15 protein-coding genes and 1 tRNA gene are annotated in these 13,189 nt (G+C 67.6%); 11 read left to right on the top strand and 5 right to left on the bottom strand.

What is annotated here, in order from left to right:
• Positions 1-160 precede the first annotated feature (160 nt).
• Complete coding sequence (folP, locus tag ASE78_RS11150; protein WP_056497052.1) at positions 161-1,243, top strand: dihydropteroate synthase; 1,083 nt, start codon at positions 161-163, stop codon at positions 1,241-1,243.
• A 39-nt stretch (positions 1,244-1,282) separates the two neighbouring features.
• Here the strand turns inward: folP and ASE78_RS11145 are convergent.
• A tRNA-Pro gene (locus ASE78_RS11145) sits at positions 1,283-1,359 on the bottom strand.
• Positions 1,360-1,519: 160 nt separating this feature from the next.
• Here ASE78_RS11145 and yajC point away from each other — a divergent pair.
• From yajC to ASE78_RS11125, 4 genes are read left to right on the top strand one after another with little or no spacing between them, the layout of a single operon-like run.
• A complete protein-coding gene (gene yajC, locus ASE78_RS11140; protein WP_055755513.1) occupies positions 1,520-1,864 on the top strand; it encodes a preprotein translocase subunit YajC in 345 nt (114 codons plus the stop codon).
• Positions 1,864-3,456: a protein translocase subunit SecD gene (gene secD / locus ASE78_RS11135; RefSeq protein WP_055755514.1), complete on the top strand. Its 1,593-nt coding sequence runs from the start codon at positions 1,864-1,866 to the stop codon at positions 3,454-3,456. The genes yajC and secD overlap by 1 nt, the downstream gene beginning before the upstream one ends.
• A 12-nt stretch (positions 3,457-3,468) precedes the next feature.
• Positions 3,469-4,431, top strand: a complete 963-nt coding sequence (gene secF, locus ASE78_RS11130; protein WP_055755515.1) for a protein translocase subunit SecF — start codon at positions 3,469-3,471, stop codon at positions 4,429-4,431.
• Positions 4,432-4,433: 2 nt separating this feature from the next.
• Positions 4,434-4,799 carry an Mth938-like domain-containing protein gene (locus ASE78_RS11125; RefSeq protein WP_055755516.1) on the top strand — a complete coding sequence of 122 codons (366 nt, stop codon included), beginning with the start codon at positions 4,434-4,436 and terminating at the stop codon, positions 4,797-4,799.
• Here ASE78_RS11125 and ASE78_RS11120 read toward each other — a convergent pair.
• The 4 genes from ASE78_RS11120 to thpR form a co-directional block, all read right to left on the bottom strand.
• Positions 4,787-5,959 (bottom strand): glycosyltransferase, encoded by a 1,173-nt coding sequence (locus ASE78_RS11120; RefSeq protein WP_056497050.1) that lies wholly within the window; start codon positions 5,957-5,959, stop codon positions 4,787-4,789. The two genes, ASE78_RS11125 and ASE78_RS11120, sit on opposite strands and share 13 nt — an antisense overlap.
• An 81-nt stretch (positions 5,960-6,040) precedes the next feature.
• Complete coding sequence (locus tag ASE78_RS11115) at positions 6,041-6,466, bottom strand: OsmC family protein (protein ID WP_056497048.1); 426 nt, start codon at positions 6,464-6,466, stop codon at positions 6,041-6,043.
• A 79-nt stretch (positions 6,467-6,545) separates the two neighbouring features.
• Positions 6,546-6,878: a glycine zipper 2TM domain-containing protein gene (locus ASE78_RS11110; protein WP_200909688.1), complete on the bottom strand. Its 333-nt coding sequence runs from the start codon at positions 6,876-6,878 to the stop codon at positions 6,546-6,548.
• Between the two features lie 170 nt (positions 6,879-7,048).
• Positions 7,049-7,582, bottom strand: a complete 534-nt coding sequence (gene thpR / locus ASE78_RS11105) for an RNA 2',3'-cyclic phosphodiesterase (protein ID WP_056497046.1) — start codon at positions 7,580-7,582, stop codon at positions 7,049-7,051.
• A gap of 116 nt (positions 7,583-7,698) precedes the next feature.
• Here thpR and ASE78_RS11100 point away from each other — a divergent pair, with 116 nt between their 5' ends.
• The 6 genes from ASE78_RS11100 (at position 7,699) to ASE78_RS11075 (ending at position 13,097) form a co-directional block, all read left to right on the top strand.
• Complete coding sequence (locus tag ASE78_RS11100) at positions 7,699-8,442, top strand: Bax inhibitor-1/YccA family protein (RefSeq protein WP_055755520.1); 744 nt, start codon at positions 7,699-7,701, stop codon at positions 8,440-8,442.
• Positions 8,443-8,549: 107 nt separating this feature from the next.
• Positions 8,550-8,855: a hypothetical protein gene (locus ASE78_RS11095; protein WP_235515027.1), complete on the top strand. Its 306-nt coding sequence runs from the start codon at positions 8,550-8,552 to the stop codon at positions 8,853-8,855.
• A 95-nt stretch (positions 8,856-8,950) separates the two neighbouring features.
• Positions 8,951-9,523 carry a hypothetical protein gene (locus ASE78_RS11090; protein WP_056497037.1) on the top strand — a complete coding sequence of 191 codons (573 nt, stop codon included), beginning with the start codon at positions 8,951-8,953 and terminating at the stop codon, positions 9,521-9,523.
• Positions 9,524-9,606: 83 nt separating this feature from the next.
• On the top strand, positions 9,607-10,491 hold the full coding sequence (locus ASE78_RS11085) for a hypothetical protein (RefSeq protein WP_156351473.1): 885 nt from the start codon (positions 9,607-9,609) through the stop codon (positions 10,489-10,491).
• Positions 10,461-10,922, top strand: a complete 462-nt coding sequence (locus ASE78_RS11080) for a GNAT family acetyltransferase (protein WP_156351472.1) — start codon at positions 10,461-10,463, stop codon at positions 10,920-10,922. The genes ASE78_RS11085 and ASE78_RS11080 overlap by 31 nt, the downstream gene beginning before the upstream one ends.
• Before the next feature lie 39 nt (positions 10,923-10,961).
• Positions 10,962-13,097: a TonB-dependent siderophore receptor gene (locus ASE78_RS11075; RefSeq protein WP_056497031.1), complete on the top strand. Its 2,136-nt coding sequence runs from the start codon at positions 10,962-10,964 to the stop codon at positions 13,095-13,097.
• Positions 13,098-13,189 lie beyond the last annotated feature (92 nt).

The following is a 13,189-nucleotide window of genomic DNA, read 5'->3' as shown; positions in this document are numbered from 1 at the left end:
GGGGGGGGGGGGGGGGGGGGGGTAGGTGCGTTGTTGCGCGCTCACCGTGCCTTTCGGGCCGACCCACCCCCAACCCCTCCCTTGTCAGGGAGGGGAGTCGGACCTTCGATATACGAAAGGCGATTGATCCCGACCCTGTCACCGGGGCAGGGCGGTGCCCATGAGCCTCTACCTCCGCCCCGTGCGCTTCGTCGACTCCCCCATCGGCCTGCCTGACGGGAGCGTTAGCCGACTCGCCGGCGGCATGCTGTGGTTCGCCGCGTATGAGGCGCGTTGGCGCGATGGACGGCGCGCGGTCGTCGCGATCGCCGATCTGGCGGCATGGATCGAAACGCTCCCCTCCGCCGAGGCCGAACGCGCACGGCGGATCCATGCGCGTGTCACCGCGCCACGACCGCCGCTGCGCCTCGGTGAGCGGGTGATCCGGTTCGATCAGCCGCAGGTGATGGGCATCCTCAACGTCACCCCCGACAGCTTCTCCGACGGTGGGGCGCATGTCGGCGATCCGGCGGGCGCGGCGGCGGCGGGTGTCGCGATGGCGGCGGCGGGCGCGGCGCTGATCGATCTGGGTGGCGAATCGACGAAGCCGGGGGCGGCGACCGTGTGGGAGGGCGACGAGATCGCCCGCGTCGTACCGGTCGCCACGCGACTCGCCGCCGCCGGAGTCGCGGTGTCGGTCGACACGCGCAAGGCGGCGGTGATGGCCGCCGCGCTCGACGCCGGGGCGGGGATCGTCAACGATGTCGCCGCACTCGCCTTCGACCCACAGGCGCTGCCGCTGGTCGTCGCGCGGGGCTGTCCGGTGGTGCTGATGCACTCGCCCGCACCGACGCAAGGACCGCATGGCGGCAAGGGCTATGCCGATCCGCTGCTCGACGTGTTCGACTGGCTGGAGGCGCGGATCGACGCGGTCGTCGCCGCCGGGGTATCGCGCGAGCGGATCGTCGTCGATCCGGGCATCGGCTTCGGCAAGGCGCTCGCCGACAATCTCGCGCTGGTGAACGGGCTGGCGCTGTTCCACGGCCTTGGCTGCCCGGTGCTGCTGGGGGCCAGTCGCAAGCGGATCATCGGCGCATTGTCGAACGAGGCGCCGGCCGACCAGCGGCTCGGCGGATCGGTCGCGCTGGCGCTGGCGGGGGTCGAGCGCGGCGCGCAGATCGTGCGGGTGCATGACGTGGCCGAGACGGTACAGGCGATCCGGGTATGGCGGGGATTGCGCGACGCGGCGCTGGTGGCCGGGTAGGTCGCGGTCCGATTCGCATCGGCGAACCGGAAAATTCTCTGGTCGGGGCGACAGGATTCGAACCTGCGACCCCCACACCCCCAGTGTGATGCGCTACCAGGCTGCGCTACGCCCCGATCAGAGAGCGGGCGCTTTAGGCGGGCTTTTCACAGCATGCAAGCCCGAAGCGTGGGGTCAGCGGCATATGTTGCGCCGCTTCGTGGCAAATGATAGCTGCCCCGCGTGACAGGATGCCGCAATCGCGGCGTTCGCTTTTTCGGAAAATCCAGGCCAGCAATGTTCGTACCTTCCGCCTTTGCCCAGTCCGCGACCGCCCCTGCCGGCGCGGGCGGCTTCGCCGGCACGCTCATCGGCATCGCGCCGCTGCTGCTGATCTTCGTCGCCTTCTATTTCCTGCTGATCCGTCCGCAGCAGAAGCGGATGAAGACGTTGCAGGCATCGATCGCATCGGTGAAGCGCGGCGACACCGTCGTCACCTCGGGCGGCATCCTCGGCCGGGTGACGAAGGTGGAGGACGCGATCGTCGAGGTCGAGATCGCCGCCAACACCCGCGTGCGCGTGGTCAAGGCGACCATCGCCGAGATCACGACGCCGGCCGGCGCCAAGCCCGCGAACGACTGATGCTCGACTTTCCCCGCTGGAAACGGATCGCCATCTGGGCGTCCGTGATTCTCCTGTCGCTGTTCGCGGTGCCCAGCCTGCTGCCCGAGGCGACCCGTGCGAAGCTGCCCGGCTGGGTGCCCGCGCCGACGATCAACCTCGGCCTCGATCTGGCCGGGGGCAGCTACATCCTGCTCGAAGCCAAGACCGAGGATGTCGCCGGCACCCGGATCGAGGCGATGCGCGAGATGATCGCGACCGAGATGCGCCGCGCGCCGCGTGTCAGCGTCGGTGACATTTCGACGCGGAACGGCCAGATCAGCTTCATGGTGCGCGACGCTTCGCAGGTCGATGCCGCGCGCGAGAAGCTGCTGGGCCTGACCGGCGGCGGGGCGGGGATGACCGGCCAGCGCGAATGGGACATCGAGGTGCGCGACACCACGCGCTTCGTGCTGACCCCGACGCAGGCGGGCCTGCGCCTTGCGGTCGAGAATGCGATGAAGGACGCGACCGAGGTCGTGCGCCGCCGCATCGACGCGCTGGGCACGCGCGAACCGACGATCATCCAGCAGGGCAGCAACCGCATCGTCGTGCAGGTGCCGGGCCTGAGCGACCCCAAGGCGCTCAAGGACCTGCTCGGCAAGACCGCGCGGCTGGAATTCAAGCTGGTCGATCAGGCCGCCGATCCCGCCGCCGTGGCGCAGGGCCGCGCGCCGGCCGGCAGCCAGGTGCTGCCCTATGCCGGTGCCGGCGCGCCGATCGCGGTGAAGCGCACCACGATCATTTCGGGCAGCGAAGTCGCCGACGCGCGTCAGTCGTACGACCAGAACGGTCAGCCCAACGTCACGATCAACTTCAACGCCGAAGGCGGCCGCCGCTTCGCCCGCGTGACGCAGGAAAACGTCGGCAAGCCGTTCGCGATCATCGTCGACAATCAGGTGATCTCCGCGCCGAACATCAACGAGGCGATCCTCGGCGGATCGGCGTCGATCTCGGGCGGGTTCACCGTCGACGGCGCCAACCAGCTCGCCATCGCGCTGCGTTCGGGCAAGCTGCCGGTCGACCTGACCGTAGTGCAGGAAAGCACCGTCAGCCCCGAACTGGGCGCCGATTCGATCAAGGCAGGCGTCACCGCCGCAATCATCGCGACGATCGCGGTCATCGCGTTCATGGTCATGACCTATGGCCGCTTCGGCATCTATTCGACGATCGCCGTCGTGCTCAACATCCTGATGATCCTCGCGGTGATGGCGTTCCTGAACGCCACGCTGACGCTGCCCGGTATCGCCGGCTTCGTGCTGACGATCGGCACGGCGGTCGACGCCAACGTGCTCATCAACGAACGCATCCGCGAGGAACGGCGGCGAGGGCGTAGCGTGCTGCAATCGCTGGAGCTGGGCTATAAGGAAGCCAGCCGCACGATCTTCGAGGCGAACGTGACCCACGCCATCGCCGGCGGGATCATGCTGATCCTGGGGTCGGGGCCGATCCGCGGCTTCGCGGTCGTGCTGCTGCTCGGCATCGCCAGTTCGGTGTTCACCGCCGTCACCTTCACGCGCATGCTGGTCGCCGGATGGATGCGCCGCCATCGCCCGACCGACATCACCATCTAGGGCCATACCCCCATGCGTCTCATCAAACTGGTTCCCGACAATACCAACATCCGCTTCGTCGCGGTGCGGAAGGTCGCGTTCGCGGTCACGCTGGTCCTCAGCCTGCTGGCGGTCGGTCTGGTCTTTGCCCGTGGCCTCAACTTCGGCGTCGACTTCATGGGCGGCGTCGCGATCGAGGAGAAGTTCGCCTCGCCGCCCGCGATCGACAAGGTGCGCGCCACGATCGAGCGGCTGGGCGTGGGCGAACCCGCGATCCAGCAGTTCGGCGATCCCAAGCTGGTGTCGATCCGCCTGCCGGTGCCCGAGGGTGACAGTGGTGCCACCGACCGGCTGGTCGAACGGGTCAAGACCGCGCTCGCCACCGAATTTCCCGGCGCGACGTTCAGCAACTATTCGACCGTGTCGGGCAAGGTGTCCGACGAGCTGGTGACGAACGGCGTGCTGGCGGTGGTGCTGGCGATCGTCGGCATCGCGGTGTTTTCGTGGTTCCGCTACGAATGGCAGTTCGGCGTGTCGACGGCGGTCGCGATCATCCACGACGTGCTGATGACGCTCGGCTTCTTCGCGCTCACGCAGATGGCGTTCGACCTGACGATCGTCGCCGCCGTGCTGACTATCATCGGCTATTCGATCAACGACAAGATGGTGATCGACGACCGTATCCGCGAGAACATGCGCAAGTTCCGCAAGATGGAGATGCGCGAGCTGATCGACCTGTCGGTCAACGAAACGCTGCCGCGTACCGTCATGACCTCGCTCACCATCCTGCTCGCGCTGACCGCGTTGCTGGTGTTCGGCGGGCATGTGCTGCGTGGCTTCACCGCCGCGATGATCCTCGGCGTGATCGTCGGCACCTATTCGTCGATCTATGTATCGTCGTCGCTGCTGATTACGCTCGGCCTCAAGCCCGGCGCGCCGGTGGGCGAGGGCACGGTCAAGGAACCGGTCCCGACCAAGCCCGCCACCCGCCGGTGAAGATGGACCGCGTCCGGCAGGGTGACGGGCCGCTCGTCTCGGGGATCACGACGGGCGGTTTCCGGGTGGATGACGGCATCTACCCGGCGCTGCTGCTGACGCCGAAACGCGCCGAGGGCTGGGAGCCGCCGGCGTTCGAGGCGCTCGACGTGGCGGCGCTGGCGGCGATCCTCGACATCCAGCCCGCGCCCGAATTCCTGCTGCTCGGCACGGGCGCGACGTTGCGCCAGCCGTCGCGCGCGTTCGTCCGCGCGCTCGATGCGCGCGGCCTCGGCATCGAGGCGATGGACAGCCGCGCCGCCGCCCGTGCGTGGGGCGTGTTGCGCGACGAGGGCCGCTGGATCGCGGCGGCGATCTACCCGCTGTAACGGTTCACCAGCGCGCCCAGGTGATCGCGCAGTTCGCGGGCGTTGCGTTCCCAGCTATAGGCATCGACGGTCGCCCTGGTCGCGACCGGATCGGCGGCCTGCGACAGCACGGCGGCAATGGCCTGGGCGAAGGCGGCCGAGTCGCGCGTGGCGATCCGCCCGGCGGCGCGGGTGGTGACGACCTCGCGCGCGGCGCCCGCATCGGGGATGACGATCGGCGTGCCCGACGCCAGCGCCTCGACCCACGCATTGGCGAGGCCCTCCGACGACGACGCCAGCGCCATCACATCCGCGGCGGCGAGCAGGTCGGGCAGATCGTCATGCGGCAGCGATCCGCACAGCCGCACCCGATCGCCGATGCCGAGATCGGCGATCCGCGCCGCCAGCGCCGCCCGGTCCGGCCCGCCGCCGACGATCCACAGATGGACGCCCGGCAACGCCGCGACCGCATCGAGCACGATCCGGTGCCCCTTGCGCGCGATCAGCGCGCCGAGCGACACCACCAGCGGCGCGGCGATGCCCAGCCGCGCGCGGGCGACGGCGCGATCGACGCCGCCGAAGCGCGTCCGGTCGATGCCGGTGCGATGCACCCGCACCGGGCGATCGATTCCGGTCGCAAGGATGTCGTCGGCCATCGACCGCGATACCGCTAGCAGCCCGTCCGCCGCCTGTCCGGCGGCGCGAACCTGCGCCGCCGTGGCCGACGCATGGCCCCAATGATGGATGTCGGCACCGCGCGCCTTGATCGACACCGGCACGCCGAACGCCTTGCCCAGCGCAATGGCGGCCGGACCGTCGGGAAAGAAGAATTCGGCGTCGATCACATCGAACGCGAATTGCGCTCGGATGCGCGTCAGCAACGGGCGCAGGCGACGGGCAAGCAGGGGGGCATGGAACCGCCCGCCGGTCAGCGGCAGGTTGACGAAGCGTGGCCGCTCGACGCTCAGGCCTTTCCACGTCTCGGCAGCGGGCAGGGCGGACAAGGCACGATAGCGGGCGGCGAGCGATGCCGGAAACGGCGGCAGTCCGACCGGCGCGACGACCCGCACCTCGACATCGCCCAAACCGGCCAGCCCCAGCGTCTGGCGTTCGACGAACACCCCGAAATTGGGGCGGGTCGCATCGGGGAACAGGGTGGCGAGGGTAAGGACGCGCAACATTGCCGGGGACGATAGCGCGAAAATGTGAAGCAATCGTCGCGAACCGGCCGGCATCCCGAAGGATACCGGCCGGCACCCGAATCAGCCTTCCAGCGTGTGGTCGAGCGTGATCTCGGCGTTCAGCAGCTTCGAGATCGGGCAACCGGCCTTCGCACCGGCGGCGATCTCCTCGAACTTCGCCGGTTCGATCCCCGGCACCTTCGCCTTCAGCGTCAGCGCCGACTTCGTCACCTTGAACCCGTCGCCATCCTTGTCGAGCGACACCTTGGCGGTCGTCTCCAGCGTGCCGTCGCTATAGCCGGCACCGGCGAGCGCGAAGCTCAGCGCCATGGTGAAGCAGCTCGCATGGGCGGCGGCGATCAGTTCCTCTGGGTTGGTGCCCTTGCCGTCCTCGAACCGGGTGTTGAAGCCATATTGCTGGTCGGCCAGCACACCCGACTGGGTGGAGACATGGCCTTTGCCGTCCTTGCCAAGACCTTCGTACCGGGCGGAAGCGCTGCGGATCATGCGGGGAAACCTTTGTCATGAAAAAGGGGCGGGCCCGTCGCCGGACCCGCCCCTCAGAATACGTCAGATCGTGGATGGTTCAACGGCAACGGCCACGGCTGCCGCCGCGTTCGATCTCGCGACCCGCCAGCGCGCCTGCGGCACCGCCGATCAGCGTGCCGAGCGTGCGGTCGCCGCGCGTGTCGACCGTGCGGCCGACCAGCGCGCCTGCGACGCCGCCGACGACCAGCCCGGTCGTGCCGTTCGGCTTGCGGCAATAACGGCGACCGTCACGACCGCGCCATTCGCGATAGCGCGAGCGGCGCTGCGCTTCGGCCTTTTGCGTGCCGATCGACGGCGTGTTGTCGGAAAAGGTCGCGCCGACCGGTGCCAGCAACGAAGCCGCGGCGATCGCCATCAGGATATTACGCATGGAACAAGTCCTTTCATCAACATCAGTGCTGGATCGCTTAACGCAGCGATCCCCTGACAGTTTCATGAACGAAACGACAGGAAGAGATTGTCCGGCGACGAACCGAACCGGTCAGCACTTGCCGAGCATTTGCAATGTCTTCCAAACCTTCCGCGCAGATGTACCGGGCGTCAGTCGAGCGGGTAGCGCGCGATGGGTTCATACCATGCGCCGTCATGGCCGAGATGGCTTTCGTACAGCGTGAACTGGTCGAACCGCTCGGGCGACGACGACAGGTTGGCGTGGCGGTGCAGGAAGCCGTCGACCGGACCGGTCGAGGCGTTCAGCCGGGCGATGGTCATATGCGGCAGATACGCCCGCCCCTCGGGGGGAAGGCCGAGCGTCGTCAGCGCGCGATCGATCTTGCGGTGGAGCGCGCCGACCGTGTCGTGCGGCGTCACCCCGGCCCATAAAGCGCGCCCGGCATGGCGCTGCGCGAACTGGCCGACGCCGTCCAGCGCCAGCATCGGCGCGGGGCCATGGACCGATTGCAGCGCGGTGGCGATGTCCTCGGCGACCGGCCGTTCGACCTTGCCGATGTAGCGCAGGGTCAGATGAAGCTGCGCATCGTCCTGCCAGCGCGCGCCGTCGACGCCGTCCATGATGGCGAGCAGCCGGTCGCGCATGGCGGGTGGCGGGCGGAGGGCGACGAACAGGCGGTGCATCACGAAATCTCCCGGGTGCGTAACAAAGTGTTGCTTCCCGCGTTTGCCTTGAAATCGGCGCTACGCGGCGCGATATTTCCACCATCCGACATGGTTGTCGGCGATAGGAGCTACTCATGGCGAACTGGTCCGACCCCCGGACGACGGCCGCACCGATAACCCGTACGCGCACCCGTGACATGGCACGCGACGAAGGGCTGCGGTCCTATATGTTGTCGGTATATAATTACATGGCCTCCGGTGTGCTGTTGACCGGCATCGTCGCGCTGCTGTTCTCGTGGGGCGGGGCAAGCTCGCCTGCGGCGGCGGTGTTCCTGCAGCCGGGGCCGCTGAAATACCTCATCATGTTCTCGCCGCTGATCTTCGTGATGGTGATGAGCTTCGGAATCAACCGTTTGTCGACCACGGCAGCGCAGGGGCTGTTCTGGGCGTTTGCGGCGGTGATGGGTCTGTCGATGTCGACGATCTTCCTGCGCTACACCGGCGGGTCGATCGCGCTGACGTTCTTCTCGACCACCGCCGCGTTCCTCGCGCTCAGCCTGTATGGCTACACCACCAAGAAGGACCTGACCGGTTTCGGTACGTTCCTTATCATGGGTGTCGTCGGCCTGATCGTGGCGTCGCTGCTGAACCTGTTCTTCCAGTCGGGCATGCTCAGCCTCGTCATCAGCGGCGTCGGCGTGCTGCTGTTCGCCGGTCTGACCGCCTATGACACGCAGCGGATCAAGAACATGTATTATCAGGTCGCCGGCACCGACTTCGCGGGCAAGGCCGTGATCCTTGGCGCGCTGTCGCTGTATCTCGACTTCGTGAACATGTTCCAGTTCCTGCTGTCGTTCATGGGCGGCAACCGCGACTGATCCACATCAACCGACACGCCAAGGGGCCGGACGGGAGACTGTCCGGCCCTTTTTCATGCACGGAACGCGCCGCTCCCGCCGTCGTTAGTGGCATGAAGGAGTGAGGGATGATGGATAGCGACAACAAGGCATTCGACGACAACGCGATGGATTCGCTCGCCGTCGTGCCCGATGGCAGCGAGCAGGACTCAGGCGTGCCCGCGCGCGGCGACGCGGGCGAGGATGCGGCGATCAACGACCGTGTCGAGGACCAGCCGAACGATCACGACGCACGGCTGGACGAGGGTCTGGACGAGACGATGGATGCGTCGGACCCGGTATCGATCAGCCAGCCGTCGCATCTGGGCGGGCCGGCGCCATCGTCAGGCTACGACGCCGAAGCCGAGGCAAAGCGCGCGGCGCAGCAGGACTGAGCAGTTTCGGACCGATGAAAACGGCGTGTCGACTGGTGTCGGCGCGCCGTTTTCGGTATTTGCGGGATATGACGATGGCCCGGTCGATACGTGGAATGATGCGGTGGTGCGCCGCGCTGCTGCTGGTGCTCGGCGGGATCGTGCCCGCGCAGGCGGCGGTGACGATCACCTTCTGGTCGCAGGAATTCGGCCAGAATTTCCCGCATGCCTTTTTCACGCTTGCCGGCACCCCCGACAGCGGCGGTCCGGCGATCTCCGAAAGCTATGGCTTCACCGCCAAGGCGCTGACCCCGGCGATATTGATGGGCACGGTCGGCGGGATGATCGACCGGCCCAAGCCGAAATATATCGCGGGCAGCAACGCGCATTTCTCGGTGGTGCTGAGCGATCCGCAATATGCCGCGATCCGCTCGCTGGTGGCCGAATGGGGGCCGGGCGGCGATTCGCACTATAACCTCAACCGCCGCAACTGCGTCCATTTCGTCGCTGAGGCGGCGCGCCGCGCCGGTCTGACCGTCGTCGAGGACAAGAAGCTGATGAAGAAGCCGCGCTCGTTCAGCCAGTCGCTCGAAGCGGCGAATCTCGGGCGGGTGACGGTGATCGAACTGCCGGCGAAGGACTATTACGCCTCGCTCGGTGCGCCGCCGGTCGTCGTCCCGGCCGGCTGACCGGTGCGACGCGCGCGGCGGGTGTACTTTCGCCGACGGGCGATTTTGGGCACATAGCGCGACAGGCGACGATGGAGGCGACGATGCGGTGGTGGATCATGGGCGTGGCGATGGCGGTCGCCGCCTGTAGTCAGGACCCGCAACCGGCCGCGACCAACACCGCCGAGGAAGTCGAACAGCCCGCGCCGATCGCCTCGCCGACGCCCGAGGTGCTCACCGCCATCCCGACGCGCTTCGTCGGAAGCTGGGACAGCGATGCCGCATCGTGTCGCGCGACGACTCCGGGTGAGCAACGGCTGGTGATCGCCGCCGGCACGCTGACGATCGCCGGCACCGACTATCCCGCCCGATCGATCACCGCCGCCGAGGCCGGCGCGGTCGATGTCGACGTGGTCGCCGACCGGTCGGGGATCACCGCGCAGCGCCGCTATCGGCTGGCGCTGGCAGAGGGCGGCGCGCTCAACCTGACCGGGGTCGATGGCAACAGTCGCCGGGTCCGGTGCGATGCCCCCGCCGGTGCCGAGGCTGCCGCACGCAACGCGGTGGCACTCAACCTCGCGCCCGACGGCATCCAGACGGTGGCCGGGGCCAGCAGCCGCCAGATCGGCTTCGGCACCCCCGCCGAGATCGTCCTGCGCGTCGCTGAGGCGGCGATGCAGGCGCTGCCCGAACGCTCGCGCAACACCGATTGCGGCGAAGGACCGCTCGACATCGCCAGCTATCCGCGCATCCACCTGTATTTCCAGGACGGCCGGTTCGTTGGCTGGGCGGCGCGCGGACGCGGGCTGACGACGATGGCCGGGGTCGGCATCGGATCGAAGCGCGCCGACGTCGAAGCGGTGATCGATGCACCGGTCGAGGATACCAGCCTTGGCCGCGAGTTCAGCAGCGGCGGCCTGTCGGGACTGTATGACGCGAAGGACAGTGTCACCGAACTATGGGCGGGCAGCGTCTGTCTGGCCCGCTGATCGACGCGGCGGGTGCCGCCGATGCCGCAGCGGTGGTGGCATTGTGGCAGGCCTGTGGGCTGACCCGGCCGTGGAACGATCCGCACACCGATTTCGACCGCGCGCTGATGGCCGGGAACGCGACGATCCTGCTCGCGCGGATCGACGCTGCGATCATCGGCAGCGCCATGGTCGGGCAGGACGGCCATCGCGGCTGGGTCTATTATCTCGCGGTCGTGCCCGAGCGGCGGGGGCAGGGCATTGGCGGCATGCTGATGGCCGCTGCCGAGGCGTGGCTGATCGCGGCGGGCATTCCCAAGGTCCAGTTGATGGTGCGTGGCGGCAATGACGCGGCGCTTGGCTTGTATCGGAAACTGGGGCTGGAACGGCAGGATGTCATCGTTCTAGGACGGTTCCTAACGGCTACTGATAGTCACTTGCAAAAGCGATAGGCCGCGCGTACCCGGTGCGAAACCGCTCAAGGAAATCGCATGTCCGCCTTCGTCGCCCTGCTCGTCGCAGCCGCCGCCACGTCCGATCCCGCTACCGTCGCCCCCGATCCGCAGCGTGGCGACGAGATCGTCGTCACCGGCGAGCGGACCGAGGGCAGCGACGAGTATGCGGTAAAGGCACAGACAACCGCGACCCGCCTGCCGCTCAGCCTGCGCGAGACGCCGCAATCGGTCAGCGTCGTGACCCGCGCGCAGATCGAGGATTTCCAGCTCAACGACATCAACGCGCTGCTGGCGACGGTGCCCGGCGTGAACGTGCAGGCGCAGGAAACCGACCGCTTCTATTATTCGGCGCGCGGCTTCGACATTCAGACGTTCCAGATCGATGGCGTCGGCCTGCCGTTTCCATTTCAGATCCAGAACGGATCGGTCGATACCGCGCTGTACGACCGGATCGAGGTGGTGCGCGGCGCACCGGGGCTGTTGTCGTCGACCGGCAATCCGTCGGCGGTCATCAACTTCATCCGCAAGCGTCCGACGCGCGATGCCGCCGCATCGGCCAGCGTCCAATATGGCTCGTTCGATCATTTCCGCCTCGACGGCGACGTCAGCGTCCCGCTGACCGCCAACGGATCGGTCCGCGCCCGTGCGGTCGGATCGTATTTCGATACCGACAGCTATCTCGATCGCTACGGCCTTCGGCGCTGGACCGGCTATGGCACGATCGAGGCCGATCTCGGCCCCGATACCGTCGTCAACCTCGGCTATGGCCATCAGAACCACAAGAGCCGCGCGGCGATGTGGGGCGCGCTGCCGCTGTATTACAGCGACGGCAGCCGCATCGACTATGCCCGCTCGGCCAACAGTTCGCCTGACTGGTCGAGCTTCGACGTGACCGACCGGCAGATTTTCGGCGACGTGACCCACCGCTTCGGCGACTGGACCGCGAAGCTGACCGTGCAGCGCCGCGCGATCGACGAGGATGACAGCCTGTTCTATGTCTATGGCGCGAATACCGCCAACGGCGTGAACGCCGCGCCTGACCGTGCGACCGGCCTCGGCATCGTCAGCTATCCTGGCCGGTTCCGCAGCGCCGCGCGCAACCTGCTGATCGATGCCAATATCGGCGGCACGGTGTCGCTGTTCGGGCGGGCGCATGACGTGATGTTCGGCGTGAACCGCTCGGCGCAGCGCTATACGCAGGATTCGGCCTATGATGTCTCGACGATCGGCCTCTCGCTGCCGTTGTTCGGCGGGTTCGACGGGTCATTCCCCTATCCGAACTTCCCCGCGTTCGACCGCAGCCTCGACACGCACAGCCGGCGCGAGACGGTGTACGGCCTCGTCCGCCTCAACCCGGCCGATGCGCTGAAGGTGATGGTCGGCGCCAACGCCACCCGCGCGTTCAGCGAGGGTGTGTCCTATGGCGCGCCGACCGACTATGACCGGTCGCGCTTCCTGCCGTTCGTCGGCGCGACGCTCGACCTGACCGGCAATATCAGCGCCTATGCGAGCTTTGCGACGATCTTCAACCCGCAGACGCAGGTCGATGCGCAGCGCCGCCTGCTCGACCCGATCGAGGGCGACAATCTGGAGGCCGGGCTGAAGGGCGAATGGCTCGCGGGCAAGCTGAACGCCAGTGTCGCGCTGTTCCAGGCGCGGCAGAAGAACACCGCCGAGGCTGCCGGCTTCGACGCCACGATCGGCCAGACGCTGTATCGCGGCGTCGACGCGACCTCGCAGGGCATCGAGCTGGAGATGAGCGGACAGCTCGCGCCCGGACTACAGGCGACCGGCGGTTTCACCGCGATGCGCATTCGCGGCACCGACGACCGGCCGGTGCGGACTTTCGTGCCGCGCACCACCGCGCGGCTCAACATCGTCTGGTCGCCGACGATGCTGCCCGATCTCAAGGTCGGCGCATCGGGCCAGTATCAGAGCAGCATGTACCTCGAACCCGGTGTCACCGCGACGACCGGACAGCCGGTGCGCATCACGGAAGGTGGCTATGCGACGCTCGACCTGATGGCCCGCTATGACCTGACGCCGCGCGTGGCGCTCAGCGCCAATATCCGCAACGTCAACAATGCCAAGGCGCTGACCGCACTGAATTTCGATCAGGGATATTTCAACGCGCCGCGCACGGTGCTGGGCACGGTGCGGGTCAGTTATTGAGGGCAGATCGGAGCGATCCGCCCTCGCGCCGAACCCGCCATTCTGGCCGATCAGCCTTCGACGAGGTTTTCGCCTTCTCCCCTCCCTGACAA

The sequence above is a fragment of the Sphingomonas sp. Leaf25 genome (genome assembly GCF_001421635.1).
GTDB lineage: Bacteria > Pseudomonadota > Alphaproteobacteria > Sphingomonadales > Sphingomonadaceae > Sphingomonas.
Note: the sequence above shows the minus strand (reverse complement) of the source record. Positions and strands in the feature narration are given on the sequence as shown.

What these genes read in the sequence shown, in the direction of transcription:
- ASE78_RS11090 (WP_056497037.1), top strand. Translation starts at nt 8,951, where the DNA reads ATGATGCGGTGGTGCGCCGCGCTGCTGCTGGTGCTCGGCGGGATCGTG.
- ASE78_RS11110 (WP_200909688.1), bottom strand. Translation starts at nt 6,878, where the DNA reads ATGCGTAATATCCTGATGGCGATCGCCGCGGCTTCGTTGCTGGCACCG.
- ASE78_RS11115 (WP_056497048.1), bottom strand. Translation starts at nt 6,466, where the DNA reads ATGATCCGCAGCGCTTCCGCCCGGTACGAAGGTCTTGGCAAGGACGGC.
- ASE78_RS11100 (WP_055755520.1), top strand. Translation starts at nt 7,699, where the DNA reads ATGGCGAACTGGTCCGACCCCCGGACGACGGCCGCACCGATAACCCGT.
- ASE78_RS11120 (WP_056497050.1), bottom strand. Translation starts at nt 5,959, where the DNA reads ATGTTGCGCGTCCTTACCCTCGCCACCCTGTTCCCCGATGCGACCCGC.
- yajC (WP_055755513.1), top strand. Translation starts at nt 1,520, where the DNA reads ATGTTCGTACCTTCCGCCTTTGCCCAGTCCGCGACCGCCCCTGCCGGC.
- secD (WP_055755514.1), top strand. Translation starts at nt 1,864, where the DNA reads ATGCTCGACTTTCCCCGCTGGAAACGGATCGCCATCTGGGCGTCCGTG.
- thpR (WP_056497046.1), bottom strand. Translation starts at nt 7,582, where the DNA reads ATGCACCGCCTGTTCGTCGCCCTCCGCCCGCCACCCGCCATGCGCGAC.
- folP (WP_056497052.1), top strand. Translation starts at nt 161, where the DNA reads ATGAGCCTCTACCTCCGCCCCGTGCGCTTCGTCGACTCCCCCATCGGC.
- ASE78_RS11085 (WP_156351473.1), top strand. Translation starts at nt 9,607, where the DNA reads ATGCGGTGGTGGATCATGGGCGTGGCGATGGCGGTCGCCGCCTGTAGT.
- ASE78_RS11075 (WP_056497031.1), top strand. Translation starts at nt 10,962, where the DNA reads ATGTCCGCCTTCGTCGCCCTGCTCGTCGCAGCCGCCGCCACGTCCGAT.
- secF (WP_055755515.1), top strand. Translation starts at nt 3,469, where the DNA reads ATGCGTCTCATCAAACTGGTTCCCGACAATACCAACATCCGCTTCGTC.
- ASE78_RS11125 (WP_055755516.1), top strand. Translation starts at nt 4,434, where the DNA reads ATGGACCGCGTCCGGCAGGGTGACGGGCCGCTCGTCTCGGGGATCACG.
- ASE78_RS11080 (WP_156351472.1), top strand. Translation starts at nt 10,461, where the DNA reads ATGGGCGGGCAGCGTCTGTCTGGCCCGCTGATCGACGCGGCGGGTGCC.
- ASE78_RS11095 (WP_235515027.1), top strand. Translation starts at nt 8,550, where the DNA reads ATGATGGATAGCGACAACAAGGCATTCGACGACAACGCGATGGATTCG.